The sequence below is a fragment of the Mesorhizobium shangrilense genome (assembly GCF_040537815.1).
GTDB lineage: Bacteria > Pseudomonadota > Alphaproteobacteria > Rhizobiales > Rhizobiaceae > Mesorhizobium > Mesorhizobium shangrilense.
The window spans coordinates 3,003,162-3,023,182 of record NZ_JBEWSZ010000001.1 but is presented as its reverse complement, the minus strand read 5'-3'; the positions used below and the strand labels follow the sequence as shown (position 1 = coordinate 3,023,182).

Here is a 20,021-nt window from a genome sequence, read left to right as displayed (position 1 = left end):
ATCTCCCCAGCGTGTCTCGCTGTGGCTGCAAGATCGCCCTTGTCTTAAATGCACTCTGGTTCTCATTCCCGGCTCGAATAAGTATTCAGCCAATAGCCTGCCATGATGCCGCGGCAGCTATTCATTTCCGTCATGGAAACCGCCTGAAACGCACGTCCATCCCAGCGCCAGACGCCGGTCTCGCCGCAGTCCGCCATGCCGCGCCCTTTGGCAAAATGGCTGATCTCGGTTGAATTAGGCCCGAAATCAGCGTTCCAAAGCACGTTGTTCGGGGTCAATTCTTTATCCTCCTCAACCTTCTGCTCCACTGGACGCGGAAACAGGGCTGGCCGCACGGCGGGCTTTTCGCTTTCCTCAACCAGGAAATAAGCCCGTCCGAAATTATACGCACCGCTGAAGCAGCGGACCGACGCGAGTACCAGGCCTTGGCCGAGGCGCACCATGGTCTTGGAGTCCGGGTCCGGGCCGCCGCGGTCCTCATCGCAATAGCCGGCCGATTGCCGGATCATCTCGGAACGGGTCGCTTCCGAAAGCGCCTCGGGCGGCGGGCCGCCATCCGTGGTGCGCTCGGGGACGATCAGCGGGAGAGCCGGTGGCACAGGGACGGCGCTTGCCGGCTTGCTGCCTCGACCGACAAGCGCTGTCACCGTACCGATCCGTTGCTGCCGTTCGTCGACCCACAGGAGTGCTGCTTTTGCCCCGACAAGGGAAATGCTGGCCAAGACCTGGGCGCTGGCCGGTTGCCGTTCGGAGATGACCTCAAGCTTCTCGGCGCTTCTTATCGCGGCGAGCACGGCCGCCACGGCTTTGCGATCCTCGATGATCAGTCCGTCGTCTTCCAGGCGGATACTCTGGCCGAATTTGAGGGTTGCGACATCGACGCCCGCCGCCCTGAGCAGCAGGGTCCCCGCTCGCGGATAGGTCTCGGATTGCGGCATCAGCGTCAGTTGCACAGGAGCCGCAGCGGCGGCATCCCTGTCGAGGCACAGAAACCAGCCCTCGGTGACGTCCTCGGCCAGCAGGCTGAGCGCCCGGCAAGCCCGGCCATTGTCGCAGCCTGCTGTCCAGTCCTGAAAGGTACGCACGGTGCCGAGATCCCCGGCGCTAGCAGCAGCAGGCAGAAGGGCGAGGCATGCGGCAAGGACGGCGGGGCGGATCATGGCGGGCTCCCGTGGCCGGTTACCACTGCGGGTCGGCGCGTTTCAGAAAAGGTGGCATGCAAACACGTTTAGCGTTCAGCGGTCTGCTCTTGCAGGCGCTGCACTGCATCGGAATCCGCCACGAACAGCGCCTTGCCCGCGTCCCATCGGTAAACAGCGGTCGCGGTGCGCGCGTAGGGGGCCGCTAACATCCGGTCGTCACAGCGTTCCTCTGGAGGAGTACCTATGTCGCTCATGATCACCGCGATCGCATAATAGGGTGTGTTGTTCGCGCCAGGCACGCCCTTGAACGAAAAGGCCTGCGTCTTCTGCGAGGTGCAAGTCCATGCGCTGTAGGCGAGAAATCTATCGATGAGCCCGAGCTTGCCGCCTCGCAGGGAGATCAGCGCGGTCCAAGTGTAGTTCTCGGCTGAATTGAAATGCTGGCTGGTCGTCACGATGGCGTCGTCGTGTTCGCCGATACGCACCAGCGCCGGCTCCGCAAGGCTCGTCACACGATCCAATCCTACGTCCACCGCATCGAGCAAAGTCGGCCTTCGATCAGTTGCGTCGAACACGGCCAATATGTGGGGCTGCTCGCCAAGGTCGTCGATCTTGCCGATGTCGATGAGCATGGCGATGCGTGGCTTGCCTTCCGACTCGAAGGGAAGCGCCCGCAACACGCCGATCCTGATGGGGTCTGGAATAGTCCCACCGAAACCGTCGCCGGCAATGTGACGAAGCGTGACGGTCCGGTGGCCGATTGCGCGGGTTTCGTCTCTCGCGAGGTCGGGGATGACTTGCTTGACCAGATCGAAATAGGAAATGCCGGTGTGGCCGGGAACCTGCGCTATGAGTTCAGCAAGCGTCCGATCCCGCACCACGGCGTCCTGCGCCACGCTTGCAACCGGCCAGGCCAGAAGGGCAGCGATGCCAAACGCAGCCTGGAACACCACAGCGAACGTCATTCGGCAGCCACGACGCGAAGAGGCGTCCGATAGGGCTCGATGCGCAGGCTTCCTTGCGCCTGCACGCTGATCTTCGCCAGCGGGGCTTGCTCAAGCTCTCCGTCCTTCGCCTTGCGAACGGCATATCGCCAGACGGTGAGCGCACCGCGCTCGCGAAGCGCCTTGCCGATCGCTGCGGCATCGCTTCCCAGCGCTACGTCTTCCTTCGTAAGGGCGATGACGGTCTCATCTCGCTCCGTCACGACCGTGAAGAGCTTTGTAGCCTGTTCGGCGGCAAGCGCCGGGCTGAAGGCGACCATGAAAGCGCTGGCGAGGAGCGCACTGTGTTTGGCGGGTTTTGGCATGGGTGATCCTTTCGTTTTCTGAATCGACCGGATTTTGCCAACGGCCATTCGTAGTTTTCGCGGCGCGGTTCAGTTCGGGAAGCGGCTGCCGCTCTATCGACTATCGCATCACGCAAGGACGGGGTCTTGGTTTGGCGCGCAGTAGAGTTGTCCTGAAACCATCATTTTCGCTTTTTATGCGCATGGTCCGCACCGACACTCCCGTAACGGGCAGGAGATGAGACCGTCTTGCCGCGCTAAAGACCGAGCCCGCGCTGCCGCCCCAACTGCCACGATACCGAACCGCCCTGAACGATACCGCTGACCTAATTATTGACGGCGTGCATGGCGGTATAACAATGAACGTATATTTTTCTCTAAGAAATCCAATAGGTTATGGCGCTTGGAAATAATGGAATGGGAGTAGGGGTTGGCGTAGTCTGGAGTGCTCTGTCGTAGTCCTTCGCAGAAAACAGCGATTTTCGTGGCATCCTATTCACGATGGTTCCTGCGTCATCAACTGAAGTCATTGCTCTCTTAAGTCACCGATTTCCATGACCCTGTGCAAAACAGGGCTGCGTTGGCCGTTAAGGGCAGCGATTTTGCGCAATGACCGCCGCCTGTCGATCAAGTCTGGTCAGTTCGCTAGGGTGAGTCGACCCCCGTCGGGCGCCATGCTTGGCATTGCTGATCTTGTGCGCGCCGAGGGTCAGGGCGGGTTGGAGCTAGCGTGTGTTGTTTGCTCGCGCGTTTCCGGACTAATGGCCCCCATGTCGTTGCCCCAACGAGGCCCCTGACAAAGAGAAGGTTTCCCTACATGATCTGGATCATGTCGCTGCCATCGCCAAGGAACTGAAGCGCTTCCCTTGGGATGGACGGGTCCTTGGCGTTAAGCACGGTCAGGCTTGCCAGCTGCTCGCGCCCGATCAGGCCGGGACCGCGGTAGTGTAGCGCCACCTTGGTCGAATAAGGCTGGCGGAACATCGTCGCGGCGATGCCGCTGGTGATGCCGAACATGAACTTCTTTGAACTGCGCTGCACCGGCGCGAACACGCCGAAGGTCAGCTCATTGCGCTGGATGCGCTCGAAATCGACGGAGAAGACGCGGCCTGCAACCGGGAAGACGAAGCCGTAATATTTGAAGACATAGTCGATCTTGTCGGGCGCGTCGTAGCTCGGGAAGCGCTCGATGTAATAGTGCTGGTGGAAGTCGTTGTTGCGGTAGATGCAGTAAGCCGAGCGCAGGATCGAGCCCTTGTAGATGGAGGAATACTGATAGCGGTCGTAGACGCCGACGAGGTCGTTGCCGTCCGACTTGGCGCCGATGATCGCCGTCTCGATGAATTTGGTGACCTCGGGTGATTCCCGCAGCTTTTCCATCACCTGGAAGAAATTGCCCTCGACCAGGGTCCTGAATTCGAAGGCCGGCGAGAACAGGATCGAGACGCTGACGCCAAAGAAATTGGCGATCAGGCTCATGTTCTGTGGCGAGGGCAGATGCAGGCCGGAGAGATATTTGTTGAACTGCTGGCGATTGAGGCCGATCTTGCGACAGACCGTGCTGATCGATCCCTGACGCTCGCATAGAAAGCGCAGATTGGCGGCGAAATCCGCGATATTGCCGGCGTCATGGTCCATCCGCTGCTTCCGTTCATGATCTGAAGCAATTTTGCGCACATATTGCCTCAGATCGCTTCAACAATCAAACCGCTGCGAACTTGCCGAAACGGCTCGCCGGATGCTGATTAGGGCCAACGTCACGGGCAGGAAATTCTCTTGGTTTCCGCACCTTGCCGAACAGAGAACAAGAGAGGGACGAGCCACATGAGATTGACTGGCGGCCAGATCGTGGCCACGGCGCTGAAGGACTATGGGATCGAGTATGTCGCCGGCGTGCCCGGCCACGGCATCTGGTCGTTGTTCGACGCCTTCCTCGCCGAAGGCTCGCACATCCCCTTCATCCAGGTCATGCACGAGCAGAGCGCAGTGCACATGGCCGACGGCTATTTTCGCGCCAGCGGCAAGCCGATGGCGTGCTCGACCTCGATCGGGCCGGGCGCCACCAACACCATCATCGGGCTTGCCACCTGCTATACGGACTCGATCCCCGCCTTCTACGTCTCGGGCGGCCCGGCGACGCACATGAAGGGCCATGGCGTCATGCAGGAGCTGGAGCGCCAGCAGGAAAACGCCTTTCCGCGCATTACAGAGCAGGTGACCAAGCGCGTCTACAAGGCCGGCCGTGTCGACGAGCTGCCCTTCATCATGCACCGCGCCTTCAACACCATGCTGTCGGGCCGTCCGGGGCCGGTGCATGTCGAAGTGCCGATGGACATCCAGACCGAGGCGGCCGAAGTCACCATCCACCCGCTGGCGCAACGCATGGCGGTCGGCGTCGCCTATCCCGATCCAATCGCCGTCGAGCGGGCGGCAGCGCTCCTGCTGTCGGCTGAGCGCCCGGTGATCCTCGCCGGCGGCGGCGCCATCAGCGCCAACGCTTCGCAGGCGCTGACCGCACTTGCCGAAAAGATCGGCGCTGCCGTGTCCACGACATGGAACGGCAAGGGCGCGATCTCGGAAGACCATCCGCTGTCGATCGGCGCCATCGGCCAGACCGGCACCTCCTGCGGCAACAAGATCACCGCCAGCGCCGACGTCGTCATGTCGGTCGGCTGCCGCTTCACCGACTGGTCGGCGTCGAGCTACCGCAAGGGCGCCTCGATCTCGATCCCGCCGGGCAAACTGATCCATATCGACCTCGACCATCACGAGATCGGCAAGAACTACGCCACTGAGGTCGGCATCGTCGCGGACGCTCGCGTCACGCTGGAAGCTATCCTTTCGGCAATCTCCGACCAGCAAGCTGCAAGGGTTATGAACCGCCGCGACCGCTATCTTGCCGACATTCATGCGGCCAAGGTCGAGTGGGAAGCGATGCTGGCGCCGCGCCGTGACTCGCATGAAAGCCCCTTCACCTCGCAGCGTCCACTCGGTGCTTTGCGCAAGGTGATGGATCGCAACGGCATCATCCTCGCCGGCTCCGGCAACACGCAAGGCGCCGTCAAGCAGACCTTCCCGGTCTATGAGCCGCGCACGCATCTGACGTCGGGGTCGTTCTCGCCGATGGGCTGGGCGGTGCCTGCGGCACTCGGCGCCAAGCTCGCCATGCCGGATCGCCAGGTGGTGGCGGTGGTCGGCGACGGCGACTTCATGATGTCGCTGCCTGAAATGGGAACAGCGGTCATGAACGGCATACCGGCGGTGTTCCTGGTGCAGAACAATCGCGGCTACATGTCGATCCGTGGGGGCCAGCGTAAATTCATGGGCCGGCACGTCGCCAGCGAGTTCAACTATCACAAAGGCAATGGCGAGCCCTACACCGCCAACATCTCCGAAGTGGCGAAAAACTTCGGCATGGAATCCTGGAAGGTCGAAGACTCGGCCGATCTGGAAAAGACACTGAAGGCGGCGCTCGACTGCGGCGCCCCGGCGCTGGTCGAGGTGACCACTTCGCGCGATGCCGCCGGCCCCTTCGTCACCGGCTGGTGGGATTTCCCGTCGCCCGAATATTACGACAAGGAGCAGGAGGCCTACGCCGAAGGCCGCGCGCTCGAACAGCACCTTTAAGACAGAGCAGGCGGGCGGCCAAGCCGCCTGTCATCCATGGAGAATAGGCCGGATCGGCGCTGCGCTTCTCGTGGCGACAGCCAGACTTTGCCTGCAGGAAGGCCATTGCCATGATCAGACATTTGAAGTCGGCGCAGCTCGCGGGCGAAACCGCCGAGGCCGCCGCCGTGACCAGGACGGTTGAAGCTCTGCTGGCAGAAGTCGAGAGTGGCGGCGACGCCGCCGTGCGTGCGCTGTCAGTCAAGTTCGACGGGCTCGATCGCCAGTTCTACCGGCTGACCGATGCGGAGATCCGGCATTGCGTCGATAGCCTTACCAGCCGCCAACGCGCCGACATCGAATTCGCGCAGGAGCAGGTTCGCGGCTTCGCCCAGGCGCAGAAAGACGCGCTCCGGGATATCGAAGTCGAGACCTTGCCGGGCGTCGTGCTTGGCCACAGAAACATCCCGGTCGCCAATGTCGGCTGCTACGTGCCGGGGGGCAAATATCCGCTGCTGGCTTCCGCCCATATGTCGGTTCTGACAGCCAAGGTCGCCGGCTGCGATCGCGTCATCACCTGCGCGCCGCCCTTCGGCGGCGAGATCGCGCCGCTGATCGTCGCCGCCCAGCATCTGGCAGGTGCCGACGAGATCTATTGCCTTGGCGGCGTCCAGGCGATCGCGGCGATGGCCTTCGGCACCGAGACTATTCAGCCGGTCGACATGCTGGCCGGCCCCGGCAATGCCTATGTCGCCGAGGCCAAGCGGCTGTTGTTCGGCCGCGTCGGCATCGACCTGTTCGCCGGACCGACCGAGACGCTCGTCATTGCGGACGACACGGTCGATGGCGAGCTTTGCGCCACCGACCTGCTGGGACAGGCCGAGCACGGCGTCAATTCGCCCGCGGTGCTTTTGACGAATTCGGAAAAGCTGGCGCGTGACACGCTTGCCGAGATCGAGCGCCTGCTGAAAATCCTGCCGACCGCTGCCATCGCCCGCAAGGCATGGGAGGACTACGGCGAGGTCATCGTTTGCGACACGCTCGACGAGATGGTGGCGGAAGCCGACCGCATCGCCTCGGAACATGTGCAGGTGATGACTGCTGATCCCGACTACTTCCTCGACGGGATGAAGAACTACGGCGCGATGTTCTTGGGCGCGCGCACCACCGTCGCCTATGGCGACAAGGTGATCGGCACAAACCACACGCTGCCGACCAAGCGGGCAGCGCGCTACACGGGCGGGCTGTGGGTCGGCAAGTTCCTGAAGACCTGTACCTACCAGCGGATCCTGACCGACGAAGCCTCCGTGCTGGTCGGCGAGTATTGCTCGCGCCTTTGCATCATGGAAGGATTCGCCGGCCACGCCGAGCAGGCCAATGTTCGGCTGCGGCGCTATGGCGGCAGGAATGTTCCCTACGGCGGCGCGGTGGAGTAGGTAAACCGCATAAGGGACAACAATACGCAATGCTGACTGGTTACACCGACCGCCTCAGTGCCCGTCCGGGCCAAACACTGTCCTTCATGGTCAGCACGGACGCGCCGCTGTTCAAGGCCGAGATCGTGCGCTTGCTGCATGGCGACGGCGATCCGCGCGGGCCGGGCCGTCGCGAGTTTGCTATCGGGACCAGGGTGGATGGCGAGTATTCGGGTGTCGAGCAGAAACTCTTTCCCGGTTCTTGCATCATCGTTGCCGATCATCCCGAGCTACGGTTATCCGGCGATTTCACCATCTTCGCCTGGATCCGGCCGACGCGGCTGGCCTCCGGCGAACAAGTGATTCTCTCCAAGCAAGGACGGGACGATGCCGGTTTCGAGCTCGGCCTGAGTGATACTGGAAGACTGTTCCTGCGACTCGGTGCAGCACGCATCGAAGGGGCAGCGCCTGTGCTGGAGCAGCGCTGGCTCTGGGTCGCCGCACGTTACGACGCCGCCACCGGATCGGCCGGGCTCTCTACGGGGTTTGCCACGCATGATCAGTCGCTGGTGAGAGATCTCGGCGGGGCAGGGCATCTGCCGCCTGCCATGAGCTCTGATGCGCCGTTTCTGATCGCAGCATCGATGCGTGGCAGCCGGCGCTGCAGTTTCTACAACGGACTGATTGCTGATCCCTGCATCTTCGGCAAATGGCTAGGCGATGCCGAGCTTGGCGACCTCGCTGACGGCGTCGATTTTGACGCCCTGCCGCAGCCCTGCATCGCCGCCTGGGACTTCAGCGTCGGCAGCAATGGGGCGGGAATTCACGACGCTGGCGGGCGGAGGTTCGACGGTGAAACCCATCAATCGCCAGTGCGTGCCATGACCGGCCCGCACTGGACCGGCGAGACGGATGATCCAAGGGGCGATCCGCGCGGTTACCGCGCCATCCACTTCCACGAGGACAGCCTGTCGGACGCCGGCTGGGTCGAGAGTTTTGCGTTCACCATTCCGGACGATCTGCCAAGCGGCGTCTATTCCGCCCGATTGACGGCAGGCGGTGAGACCGACGACCTGCCTTTCCTCGTCTGCCCGCCCAAGGGCGTTGCCACAGCGCCGCTGGCGCTGGTGGTGCCGACCTTCACCTACCTGGCCTACGGCAATGAGATGTGGCGCGAGTATGGGCTGAACTGCCTCTACGACCGCTACCTGGACGGGGCTGGGGTGCCGCTCGCCTCACAGCGACACCCGATCAAGACCTTTCGGCCCGGCCGGGGCTTGCTGAGATCGGTGACCGGCGAGCACTTCGGCCGGCATCTCTCCGCTGATCTCTATGCCTTCGACTGGCTCGACGCGATCGGCCAGCCGGTCGATGTTATCACCGACCACGAACTTCACCGCGAAGGCGTGGGCCTGTTGAGGCAATACAAGGCAGTGATGACCGGCTCGCATCCGGAATATGTCTCCGGCCAGATGCTCGACGCGCTGGAAGCCTATCTCGGCTCTGGCGGCAGCGTCGCTTATCTCGGCGGCAACGGTTTCTACAGCGTCACCTCGCTGGCCGATGATGGCGGCATGATCGAGGTGCGCCGCCCCAACGGCACGCGGCCATGGTCGTCCAGACCCGGTGAGAGCCACCATGCGCTCACCGGCGAACCCGGCGGCCTGTGGCGGTTTCGCGGTCGTGCGCCGCAACGTCTGGTCGGCGTCGGCTTCACCGCGCAGGGCTGGACCTCGCACAACGATTGCGGCCTGCCGCGTCCCTATCGGCAGACGGGCGATCGCAGCCACCCATTGGTGGCGGAACTGCTTGCTGGCATCAGCGAGGACGAGGCGATCGGCGATTTCGAAACGCTGGGACTCGGCGTCGGTGCGGCAGGCGACGAGGTGGATCGAGCCGATCTTATACTCGGAACGCCCGCGCATGCGCATGTGCTGGCAACAGCGACCGGATTTTCGACCGACTATCAGCTGGTCATCGACGACCGCCGCGATGTCAACGAGGCCGCGACGCTTCCTGGCAATCCGCTGGTGCGGTCGGATATCGTCAGTTTCGAAACCGCCGCGGGTGGCCTCGTCTTCTCCGTCGGCTCGATGCAGTGGTTCAGCGCGCTCTCGCACAATGGCTACGACAACACCGTCTCGACGCTGACGAGAAATGTGCTGAGGCGAATGCTGCGGTAGAGCCGAGTCTTCCCCAATCACCCCAGATGCTGGCGAATGACCCGGTTGAGCTTGCGCAACGCGCGGGGGATCTGCTTTTCCTCCGTCGCCGCATAGCCGATCATCAGCCCGTGCTCTGGTGCGCCGTGGATGTAATGCGCGGACAGGGGCGTGACGTTGACGCCGACCTTGAGCGCGCCTCCGACGATGGCGACATCGTCGATTGGAGTGCGAAAGCGCCATGTCGTCTGCAGGCCGTTGCCTTCGTCGAGCTGCTCCATCATGTCGCCGACCAGCGCCTGGGCATGGCCGGTCAGCAGCGTCCGCCTTGCCGCGTAAAGCCGTTTCATGCGCCGCGTGTGTCGGGCAAAATCGCCATTGCGAATGAAGTCGGCGAGTGCTGCCTGGGTGACGAGCGGAGCCGCCGTTCCCATCAAGAAATTCGCCTTGCGCACAGGCCGCACCACTTCGCCGGGAAAGATGATGAAGCCCAGCCGCAAGTCGGGCAGCATGGTCTTGGCGAACGAACCGACATAGATGGTGCGATGGTCGGTGTCCTGTGACTGCAGCGTCGGCACGCGATTGCCGCTGAAGCGGAACTCGCTGTCGAAATCGTCCTCGATCACCCAGGCCCCGATTTCCGCCGCCAGCTGCAAAAGGCGCAGCCGCTGCTCGATGCGCATGGTCGATCCCAGCGGAAACTGGCAGGAGGGGGTCAGGTAGATCAGCTTCGGCCGCACCGTCGCAATCGTCTTCAGGTCCCAGTTGCACCCGTCCACGTCAAGCGGTGCGATGTGGGCGCCCGCCGCGCCGAAGGCGCCATGCGCGCCGGTATAGCCCGGTTCCTCGATCATCACCGCGTCGCCGGCATCGATCAGCAGATGCGCCAGCAGCGTGAAGGCGCCCTGGGCGCCACCGGTGATCATGATCTGGTCCGGCTGGCATTTCACGCCGCGCGACGATTGCATGTACTGGGCAATCACCTCGCGCAGGCCCTGATGGCCGCCATAGCTGTGATAACCGAAGGTTTCGCCGGCGGTCGGGCGCATGTGCTTCGACAGCAGGCGGCGCCAGATGGTGAACGGAAAGGCGGCGGCGTCGGGCAGGCCCGGCTGCAGCGAATGGCTGCCCGGAAAGCCGGTTTCATGGCGCAGGGCTACCAGTGCCAGGCCGCGCCGCGAGAGATTGTCCTGAAGCGGCGGCAGCGTTTCCCTGTCACGTGCGCCGCCAGCGAACGGCAGGGCCAGCACCTTGGCGCGCGCGCCCTTGCGCGTCTCGATATAGCCTTCCGTTTCCAACTGCTCGAAGGCGGCGATTGTGGTGGTGCGCGACAGGCCGAGATCGGCGGCAAGTGCCCGCGTGGAGGGCAGGCGCGCTCCGCTTCTCAGCACACCCGCCGTGATCTGGTCGCGAATCCGGCGATAGAGCTGCTGGAAGATCGGAACCGGGCCTTGCTCTTCGAAGCCGGTCGGATCGATGGCGATGTCGCGGATCGGCTCGCCCAAACTGGTATCCTCACTTTGTCTATTTCTGGCAATTTTCGTGACGTCACCAGTCTCCTATCGTTCCGGCATCGACACCGAAGTCAAGCTGGAAAGCAGAGCCATGACCACGCAGATGCTGAGAAATTCCGCTGGAGATGCCGAGGCCGCCGCCAGGCATCTGATCTTCCCGCTAGTGCCGCGCGAGGACATGGATGCATATGGCCCGAGCATCCTGATGTCTGGCAGCGGCGTGCGCGTCACCGACCAGCATGGCACGACGATGCTCGACATGATGAGCGCCACGACGCGCGCCGGCTCGCTCGGCTATGGCAATCGCGAGATCGCGCAGGCAATGTATGACCAGGCGATTACCATGCACTATTCGGGCGCTGGCCGGAACACCAACGCGGCCGCCGCGCGGCTGGCGGAGAAGCTGACCGAGATCACGCCCGGCCGATTGAACCGGGTGACCTTCACCTCCGGCGGATCGGAAGCGACGGAAACAGCGCTGAAGATCGCCAAGCAATATCTGCAGCAGAGCGGCAGGAAGCCGCGCGCCTTCAAGGTCATCTCGCGCTGGAGCGCCTATCATGGCGCGACCATGGGCGCGCTGTCCTGCACCGACTGGCTGGCGGTGCGCGACGTGCCCGATCCGCGCGTGCCCGGCCACAGCTTCGTCGCCAACCCGATGCGTTACCGCAACCCTTACGGGCTCGACGAAGAAACCTATTCCAACATCTGCGTTGCCCATCTCGAGCGACAGATCCTGCTTGAGGATCCCGACCTGGTCGCGGCCTTCATCGGTGAACCGTTCCAGCAGGCAAACGGCGTGCAGATCCCGATGCCGAGCTACTGGAAGAAGGTGCGCGCGCTCTGTGACAAATATGGCATCCTGCTGATCATGGACGAGGTCATCACCGGCTTCGGACGCACCGGCACCTGGTTTGCCACCGAGCAGCTCGGCATCGAGCCCGACATCCTCAACATGGCCAAGTCGATGGGCGCGGGCTACGCGCCGATCGGCGCCGTCATGACCCGCGACGAGATCGCCGACGGCATCAGCCATTTCCGCCACGTCCACACCTATGCCGGCCACGCCGTCAGCTGCGCCGCCTCGCTCAAGGTGATCGAGATCATGGAGCGCGAGAGATTGGTCGATAATTCCGACGTGCTTGGCGAGCAATGGCAGCGCGCGATGAAGGACACTTTCGGCGATCATCCGATCGTCGGCGACATACGCGGTCGCGGTTTCTGGCAGGCGATCGACTTCACCGCCGACAAGGCAAGCCGTGCCGCCTTTACCGACGATACGGTGGTGGCGATCGCCAGGCGCGCGCGCGAACTCGGCGTCATCGTCGGCCCGATCGGCACCGCCATCGAGATCGCGCCGGCGCTGATCGCAACGCGCGAGGACTTGGCCGAGTGCACCCGCGCGATGGCGCAGGCGATCACTGAGGTCGCGCGGCAGCGAGGCCTTGAAGGCAAATAGCGATGGGAGATCGCGATCGATAGCCCGCGATCCTCAGGAGATGAAGCAGAGTGACGCACAAGGAGCGTCACTCTGAGAACAAAAATCCGGATTCGCGAAATTGACGGGAGAGGCTGGTAAATCGATGATTTCACGACTGAATTCCGGTGCGGATTTTCGCAGATCGGCGTTTCGTCTAAATGGCCCGCAGAGGTCAGCGGTGCATGCGCGCACAAACAAACTCTCTAGCAACAGGGGACATGCCATCGTGAACGTCGCAGGCTCGGATCGGACCAGGCCAGATCAGATCAGGCCGGATCAGACCAGCAGAGGGTCGCAGCCAACCGCCGGCCTGCAGGCCAAGGGTGCTGTACTGCTCGGCATCGACCATGTCGGCAAGCGCTTTGGCGACGGGCAGATCACCGCTCTGGACGACGCCAAATTCGAGATCTCCGACAATGAGTTCTTCACGCTGCTCGGTCCGTCCGGTTGCGGGAAAACAACGCTTTTGCGGATCATCGCCGGCTTCGAGCATCCGACCGAGGGACGCGTCCTGCTCGACGGTCGCGACATCGGCCACGAGCCGCCGTTCAAGCGCCCGGTCAACACGATGTTCCAGAGCTATGCGCTGTTTCCGCATCTCAATGTGCGCCAGAACATCGCCTACGGGCTGGAAATGCTGCGCTGGAAGCCGGCCGACATCAGGCGTCGCGTCGACGAAGTGCTCGACCTCGTGCAGATGCCGGCTTTCGCCGACCGCCGCACCACGCAGATGTCCGGCGGCCAGCAGCAGCGTATCGCATTGGCCCGGGCACTGGCGCCACGCCCGCGCGTCCTGCTTCTCGACGAGCCGCTGTCGGCGCTCGACCTCAAGCTGCGCAAGGCGATGCAGAGCGAATTGAAGCGCCTGCAGAGGGAGACGTCGCTGACCTTCGTCATGGTTACCCACGACCAGGAGGAGGCGCTGGCGCTGTCCGACCGCATCGCGGTGATGAACAAGGGCAAGGTGTTGCAGGTCGGCACGCCCGAGGAGATCTATGCACGGCCAAAAACCTGCTTCGTCGCCGATTTCATCGGCGAGGCGAACCTGATCCCGGCCGGCCTCGTCGGATTGGCCGGCGGCAAGACGATCTCGATCCGCACCGAGCAGATTTCCGTGCGCACGCGCCCAGCCGATGAAAGGCGCAGTGTCGAAGCCATCGTTACCGCGCTGACGTTCCTCGGCGCCGACACGCTCATCGAAGCGCGCTGTGCTGGCGACGTGCCGATCAAGGCGCGGGTGCGTGGTGCCGTGTCGGGCCTGTCGGTCGGCGACCGCGCCGATTTCGCCTGGGATCATTCCAGCGAGTGGCTGCTCAGCGAATGAATGCCCGGCTCACCACCATCCTGCTGCGTTCGCCCGTCCTGGTGACCATGGTGCTGTTCATGCTGGTGCCGATGGGACTGGCGGTCGTCTATTCCTTCATGACAAACGGCGCCTATGGCGGCGTGCGCATGCCGTTCACGGCGCTGGCCTATCGTCAGCTTCTGTTCCAGGAGGATTTCGACGGCAATCTGGTGTTCTCCACCGGCTATCTCGCCATTCTCTGGCGCTCGGTGCTGCTGGCCGCGCTGACGGTGGTGGCGAGCCTCGCCATCGGCCTGCCGCTGGCCTGGTACATGGCCTGCAGCGCCCCGGCAAAACGTGCCCGACTGCTGCTGCTGATCACGCTGCCGTTCTGGATCAACACGCTGATCCGCACCTATTGCTGGGTGCTCATCCTGCGCGACGAAGGACTGCTCAACGGTGGGCTACGCTACTTCGGCTTGGCCGGCGGCCACTTCCTCTACAACGACGTCGCCATCCTCCTGGGCATGATCTACACCTACCTGCCGTTCATGGTGCTGCCGATCTACGCCGTGCTCGAACGCGTCAATGGTGACGTCATCGAGGCATCCCACGATCTCTATGCCGACCGCTGGAACACATTTCGGCGCATCGTCTGGCCGCTGGCGATGCCGGGCGCGATCGCCGGCAGCCTGCTGGTGTTTGCCCCGGCGCTGGGCAGCTTCCTGGCGCCGGACCTTCTCGGTGGCGGCCGCCGCCTGATGATCGGCAGCCTGATCCAGCTGCAGTTCACCTCCTCGCGCAACTGGCCCTTCGGCGCAGCTCTCGCCACCGTCGTCTCGGTCGCCATCCTGGCGGTGCTGTTTGTGGTCGTGCGCAAGAGCTTCAACAAGGTGGCGGCACGATGAGCAGCAAGCCATTCGACTGGAAGGCGACGCCGGGTCTCAGGACGCTGTCCTGGGTGGTGTATCTGTTCCTCTACGCGCCGCTTCTGGTGATCATCGTCTACAGCTTCAATGCCGGGCGCCAGGCGACGCTCTGGGAAGGTTTCAGTCTCGACTGGTACGCCAAGGTCTTCCACAATCGCGATATCGGCATCGCCCTGTCGAACAGCCTGATCGTCGCCGTTGCGTCGATGATCCTGTCGACAATGCTTGCTGTCACCGCCGCCCTTGGCCTGCGCCACGCCAGGGCGGGCGGCGGCGGCCAGATCACGCTCGGCCTGATCCTGATGCCGCTGGTGGTGCCGGAGGTCGTGGTGGCGGTGGCGACGCTGGTGTTTTTCTCGGGCATCGGGCTAAAGCTCGGTCTCGGCAATCTGATCATCGCCCACACGGTGTTCTGCGTGCCCTTCGCCTACCTGCCCATCCAGGCGCGGCTGACCGACATGGGCTCGGCGGTCGAGGATGCGGCGCGCGACCTCTATTCCAACGAATGGCAGGTGTTCCGCCGCGTGACCTTGCCTTTGCTTCTGCCAGCGATCCTGTCCGGCGCCATGCTGGCTTTCGCCTCGTCGCTCGACGACTTCCTGATCAGCATGCTGCTGGCGGATGCCGGCCAGACCACTCTGCCCGTCTACATCTACGGCATGCTCCGTCTGGGTGTGTCGCCAGAGATCAATGCGGTGTCGACGCTGCTTCTGGCGTCGTCCGTGGTGATCGTCCTCGTCGCCCTGCGCATGCAAGGCATGACGAAACGCAGAAGCTGAACAGCAGACTTTTCAACACAAGAAACCGAAGGGGAATGACAATGACATCTGTATTGAAACTCATGCGCAGCGGGGCGATCGCAATCGCTCTCGCTGGTCTGCTCGGCAGTTCCGCCATGGCGGCGGACACGCTGCATATCTACAACTGGACGGGCTACATCTCGCAGGCGATGCTCGACAAGTTCACCAAGGACACCGGCATCGCGGTTTCGCTCGATACGTTCGACAACAACGAGACCTTGCTGGCCAAACTGCGCGGCGGCTCCAGCGGCTACGACATCACCGTTGCCTCGACGGACTTCGTGCCGCTGATGATCGCCGAGAAACTGATCCAGCCGGTCAACATCTCCGAATTGCCGAACTACGATCATCTCGATGCGCAGTGGAAGAAATCCTCCTGGGACCCGGGCAATGTCTATTCGATTCCATATTTCTGGGGCGTGACCTCCTATGCGGTCGATACCGACCTCTACAAGGGACCGACCGACAGCCTGTCGCTGCTGTTCAATCCGCCCGCTGAGCTGCAGGGCAAGGTCGGCATGTTCTCGGCGCCGACCGAGGTGATTGCACTGGCCATGCGCTATCTCGACATCGAACCCTGCACGACCGATCCCGAAAAACTGAAGAAGGTGGACGCGCTGCTGCAGGCGCAGAGGCCGTTCGTGAAGATCTATGATTCTGCCGGCATCATGGGCCGTCTGGTTTCGGGCGAAACCGCCATATCGCAGGTCGCCAACGGCGAGGGCCTGCAGGCGCGGATGCAGAAACCGTCGCTCAAATTCGTCTTCGCCAAGGAGGGCGGGGTGGCCTGGATCGACAATCTGGTGGTGCCGACTTCAGCCGCCCGGCCGGATCTCGCCAAGAAGTTCATCTCCTTCCTGATGGATCCGGCGAACGCGGCGCTGCAGCAGAAGGATGTCGGCTATCCGACCGGCGTCGTTGGCACAGAACCGATGCTGCCCAAGGAGATCGCTACCGCGCCGGAAGCACAGGTTCCCGCCGACTACAAGAAGGTCGTCAGCCCGGTATGCTCGGAAGAGGCGGCAAAGAAATACGACCTGATCTGGACGCGCCTGCGCCAGTAGATCAGCACGGCAGAAGTAGACACGCGGGGCGCGCTAGCCGCCCCGCGAGGTAACAGATCGGACCCCTCCATGAACGCGAATTCCAGACCGGATGTCATCGTCGTCGGCAGCGGCGTCGGCGGCGGTACCACAGCCCTTCGGCTGGCCGGATACGGCCTGTCGGTGTTGATGCTGGAGCGCGGCGACTATCTGCCCAAGGAGCCCGACAACTGGAGCCCGCAGGCTGTTTACATCGATCGAAAATACACAGCCCGCGAAACCTGGCTCGACAGCGCCGACAGGCCGTTCCATCCATCGGTTTTCTACAATGTTGGCGGTGCGACGAAATTCTTCGGCTGCACCATGATCCGCTTCCGGGAACGGGACTTCGAGGGTCTCGAGCATCATGGCGGCCTGTCGCCGGCCTGGCCGATCTCCTATGCCGATATCGAGCCGTACTACGAACAGGCCGAGCATCTGTTCCACACCATGGGAACCCAAGGCATCGACCCGACCGAGGCGCGGCGTGCCAACCCGTTTCCATATTCCGGCGTGCGCTCCGATCCGCCGATGGAGGCACTCTCCGCCCGGCTGCGCGCGCAAGGGCTGCACCCGTTTCCGCAGCAGGCGGCCATTCACATGCCGCCCGAGGGCAATTGCGTGCGCTGCGGCACCTGCGACGGCTATCCCTGCAAGATAGGCGCCAAGGCCGATGCGGAGCGCAGCGCCGTCGCGCCGGCGCTGGCGAGCGGACGAGTGACCTTGCGCACCGGGACTGTCGCCAGGCGGGTACTGCTGTCACCGGATGGTAGCCAGGTTACCGGCATAGAGGTGGAGCAGGGCGGCCGTGTCGAGGTGCTGACCGCCGGCATCTATGTGCTCGCCGCAAGCGCCATCAACTCGGCGGCCATTCTCCTTCGTTCTGCAACCGACCAGGCGCCGCGCGGCGCGGCCAACAGTTCGGATGTCGTTGGCCGGCACTACATGGCCCACAACAACACGGCAATGATGGCGATCTCGGTGCGCCGCAACCCGACCGTTTTCCAGAAGACCGTCACCATCAACGACTTCTATTTCGGCGACGACGATTTCCGCTATCCGATGGGCTGCATCATGTCGCTCGGCAAGCTGAAGCCGGGCATGATGACGGCGGCCAACCCGCTGGTGCCGAAGCTGGTCAACAGGATGCTGTCCGAGCGCAGCTATGATTGGTGGATCATGTCGGAGGATTTGCCTGACCCGCTCAACCGCGTGTCGGTTGCGGGAGGCACGATCAAGATGGACGTTCGCCGCAACAATCTCAGAGCCCACACCGAACTGACCAAGCGCGCCGCGCGCGCCATGCGCCGTGCCTGCCTGCCATTGACCCTGACCAAGCTGATGCCGGTGGCAACGACCTCGCACCAGTGCGGCACCGTGCGCTTCGGCGACGATCCGGCCCAGGCGGCGCTCGATCCCTATTGCCGGACATTCGACCACAAGAATCTGTTCGTCGTCGACGCCTCGTTCTTTCCATCCTCGGCGGCGGTCAATCCTGCACTGACCATCGTCGCCCAGGCGCTACGCGTCTCCGACCACATCGCGACTGCTGATTTCGGCATCGCGGCGCGGACCGCCAACCCATTGAGGAAAATCAACCATGCCTGAATCCGTCAACAGCACGCTGATGCCGTTCTCGAACGTCGCCCATCTGCCGCTGGCGGAAAAATTCGAGGCAACGCGCATTGCCGGCTGCAATGCCCTGTCGCTGATGCCCCATGAGGTCGAGCGGATGATGGCGGCCGGCATCCCGGCAAGGGAGGTGCGGCAACGCGCCGATGATGCCGGCATGCGCATCCTGCGGCTGGATCCGCTCAACACATGGTCGCGGGTCTGGCTGCCCGACAATATGGACGATGCCTATGTCGCCACCGTCGACACGCCGCGCGAGAGGGTGTTTGCGCTGTGCGCCGAGCTTGGCTGCAGTTCCATCAGCCTCAACGCAACGTTTCCGCTGGGGTCGTTGTCGATGGAAGCGATCATCGAGGACTATGCGGCGATCTGCGAAGCCTCGGCCCGGTTCGACCTCGACTGTTCGCTGGAGTTCATCCCGCTGTGGGGCGTGCCGACGCTGGCGATGGCCTGGCAGATCGTGCAGGGCGCCGGTGCAAGCAATGGCGGCCTCGTCTTCGACACCTGGCATTTCGTGCGCGGCAAATCCGACCTTGCCGATCTCCGTGCCATTCCTGGCGACAAGATCCACTGCGTGCAACTGAACGACGGCCCGCTGGAACTGCCGGCCGGCGTGACGATCAAGGACGACTGCTACGACCGCAAGTTTCCCGGCGATGGCCAGTTCCCCAATGTCGAGGTCGTGCACATCCTCGCCGAGACCGGTGGCCTCAACCAGGTCGGCGCCGAAGTGTTCTCGCCTATGCTGAGGGGCATGAGTGCCAGGCAGGTGGGAGAGATTTCGCGCTCATCCGTGGACGGCGTGTTGAGATTGGCTGCGGACTTGTGAGCTAGGCTGGGCAGGTGCTGGGCTGATCCTTGCCATACCGTCGATCTTCGGGGGGCCGGGTCGCGTACCGCAATCGGGCTGGACGCCTTGCAGGATGCCGGTACCCAAGCGGCACTTCGGCAGTTTGAAATTGCTCCGCCAAAGAGTAAGCAGATCGGCCCCAGCATCAGGCTGCATCCGCAAGCGCCACGGCCAGGCCGGCTGTCGAGCAGACAAAGGCGAGCTACGCGCCAGCCGTAGTGTCCGCTCGCAGGAGAAAGCAAAGCCTGCCCAACCATTGCTGAAATCTTTCAAGCGGGCCTTGATCGTTGGTCTCAGGTGCGGTGGCAATGCGATATGAGCCGAGAAGCCGCGACGTAGGGAGGACGCATGAACAGCAACCATCGCATCTATTCGGTGAGCGTGGCGAGCGTCTATCCACATTATGTGGCCAAGGCGGAGAAGAAGGGGCGTACGAGGGCTGAGGTCGATGAGGTCATCCGCTGGCTGACCGGCCACAGCCAGGAGACGCTGGAGAAGGAATTGGCGAAGAAGACCAACTTCGAGGATTTCTTCGCGCAGGCGCCGCAGATGAATCCCTCCCGATCGCTGATCACCGGCATGATCTGTGGCGTACGTGTGCAGGATATCGAGGAAAGCACGATGCGCGAAATCCGCTATCTCGACAAACTCGTAGACGAACTCGCCAAGGGAAAACCGATGGAAAAAGTCTTGCGCCAATAGCCGGGCAATTGTCCGCGCTGGTGCGAGGCATGCATCGCGCGACCGCATCTGGCGCCAGTGTGCCGCCTCGGCCTGTTTGCTCGGATGTCCGCTTTTAGGACGCGGCATCGATTTGCTAGATGACCACTGTCAGG

General features: G+C 63.0%; 16 protein-coding genes. 11 read left to right on the top strand and 5 right to left on the bottom strand.

The window, feature by feature from the left end; translation table 11 throughout:
- Window positions 1-62: 62 nt before the first annotated feature.
- The 4 genes from ABVQ20_RS14955 to ABVQ20_RS14940 all read right to left on the bottom strand — a co-directional run bounded on the left by ABVQ20_RS14955 (window position 63) and on the right by ABVQ20_RS14940 (window position 4,068).
- Complete coding sequence (locus tag ABVQ20_RS14955; RefSeq protein WP_354460288.1) at window positions 63-1,160, bottom strand: DUF1176 domain-containing protein; 1,098 nt, start codon at window positions 1,158-1,160, stop codon at window positions 63-65.
- 68 nt (window positions 1,161-1,228) lie between these two features.
- Complete coding sequence (locus ABVQ20_RS14950) at window positions 1,229-2,038, bottom strand: hypothetical protein (RefSeq protein WP_354460287.1); 810 nt, start codon at window positions 2,036-2,038, stop codon at window positions 1,229-1,231.
- Window positions 2,039-2,103: 65 nt separating this feature from the next.
- Window positions 2,104-2,451 carry a hypothetical protein gene (locus ABVQ20_RS14945; RefSeq protein WP_354460286.1) on the bottom strand — a complete coding sequence of 116 codons (348 nt, stop codon included), beginning with the start codon at window positions 2,449-2,451 and terminating at the stop codon, window positions 2,104-2,106.
- A 792-nt stretch (window positions 2,452-3,243) separates the two neighbouring features.
- The gene (locus ABVQ20_RS14940) at window positions 3,244-4,068 is read right to left on the bottom strand and encodes a helix-turn-helix domain-containing protein (protein WP_354460285.1); all 825 of its coding nucleotides are present in this window, start codon (window positions 4,066-4,068) and stop codon (window positions 3,244-3,246) included.
- Window positions 4,069-4,254: 186 nt separating this feature from the next.
- Between ABVQ20_RS14940 and ABVQ20_RS14935 the strand changes: the two genes are divergently transcribed.
- From ABVQ20_RS14935 to ABVQ20_RS14925, 3 genes are all read left to right on the top strand, one after another.
- Window positions 4,255-6,057 carry a thiamine pyrophosphate-binding protein gene (locus ABVQ20_RS14935; RefSeq protein WP_354460284.1) on the top strand — a complete coding sequence of 601 codons (1,803 nt, stop codon included), beginning with the start codon at window positions 4,255-4,257 and terminating at the stop codon, window positions 6,055-6,057.
- 110 nt (window positions 6,058-6,167) lie between these two features.
- Window positions 6,168-7,472 carry a histidinol dehydrogenase gene (gene hisD, locus ABVQ20_RS14930; protein WP_354460283.1) on the top strand — a complete coding sequence of 435 codons (1,305 nt, stop codon included), beginning with the start codon at window positions 6,168-6,170 and terminating at the stop codon, window positions 7,470-7,472.
- A gap of 29 nt (window positions 7,473-7,501) precedes the next feature.
- Window positions 7,502-9,634: a N,N-dimethylformamidase beta subunit family domain-containing protein gene (locus tag ABVQ20_RS14925; protein WP_354460282.1), complete on the top strand. Its 2,133-nt coding sequence runs from the start codon at window positions 7,502-7,504 to the stop codon at window positions 9,632-9,634.
- Window positions 9,635-9,651: 17 nt separating this feature from the next.
- Here ABVQ20_RS14925 and pdxR read toward each other — a convergent pair whose 3' ends face one another.
- Window positions 9,652-11,118, bottom strand: coding sequence for a MocR-like pyridoxine biosynthesis transcription factor PdxR (gene pdxR, locus ABVQ20_RS14920; RefSeq protein ID WP_354460281.1), 1,467 nt, complete (start codon window positions 11,116-11,118; stop codon window positions 9,652-9,654).
- Between the two features lie 37 nt (window positions 11,119-11,155).
- Here pdxR and ABVQ20_RS14915 point away from each other — a divergent pair, with 37 nt between their 5' ends.
- The 8 genes from ABVQ20_RS14915 to ABVQ20_RS14880 all read left to right on the top strand — a co-directional run bounded on the left by ABVQ20_RS14915 (window position 11,156) and on the right by ABVQ20_RS14880 (window position 19,887).
- Window positions 11,156-12,586, top strand: coding sequence for an aminotransferase family protein (locus tag ABVQ20_RS14915; protein ID WP_354460280.1), 1,431 nt, complete (start codon window positions 11,156-11,158; stop codon window positions 12,584-12,586).
- Window positions 12,587-12,917: 331 nt separating this feature from the next.
- Window positions 12,918-13,931, top strand: a complete 1,014-nt coding sequence (locus ABVQ20_RS14910) for an ABC transporter ATP-binding protein (RefSeq protein WP_435528417.1) — start codon at window positions 12,918-12,920, stop codon at window positions 13,929-13,931.
- Entirely contained in the window at window positions 13,928-14,800 is an 873-nt protein-coding gene (locus ABVQ20_RS14905; RefSeq protein WP_354460279.1) for an ABC transporter permease, read from the top strand. Before ABVQ20_RS14910 ends, ABVQ20_RS14905 begins: the two co-directional genes overlap by 4 nt.
- Complete coding sequence (locus tag ABVQ20_RS14900; RefSeq protein WP_354460278.1) at window positions 14,797-15,600, top strand: ABC transporter permease; 804 nt, start codon at window positions 14,797-14,799, stop codon at window positions 15,598-15,600. The genes ABVQ20_RS14905 and ABVQ20_RS14900 overlap by 4 nt, the downstream gene beginning before the upstream one ends.
- Before the next feature lie 41 nt (window positions 15,601-15,641).
- Window positions 15,642-16,685, top strand: coding sequence for an extracellular solute-binding protein (locus ABVQ20_RS14895; RefSeq protein WP_354460277.1), 1,044 nt, complete (start codon window positions 15,642-15,644; stop codon window positions 16,683-16,685).
- 69 nt (window positions 16,686-16,754) lie between these two features.
- Window positions 16,755-18,311: a GMC oxidoreductase gene (locus tag ABVQ20_RS14890; RefSeq protein WP_354460276.1), complete on the top strand. Its 1,557-nt coding sequence runs from the start codon at window positions 16,755-16,757 to the stop codon at window positions 18,309-18,311.
- On the top strand, window positions 18,304-19,164 hold the full coding sequence (locus tag ABVQ20_RS14885) for a sugar phosphate isomerase/epimerase family protein (RefSeq protein WP_354460275.1): 861 nt from the start codon (window positions 18,304-18,306) through the stop codon (window positions 19,162-19,164). Before ABVQ20_RS14890 ends, ABVQ20_RS14885 begins: the two co-directional genes overlap by 8 nt.
- Before the next feature lie 369 nt (window positions 19,165-19,533).
- The gene (locus ABVQ20_RS14880) at window positions 19,534-19,887 is read left to right on the top strand and encodes a DUF2200 domain-containing protein (RefSeq protein WP_354460274.1); all 354 of its coding nucleotides are present in this window, start codon (window positions 19,534-19,536) and stop codon (window positions 19,885-19,887) included.
- Window positions 19,888-20,021: the final 134 nt, after the last annotated feature.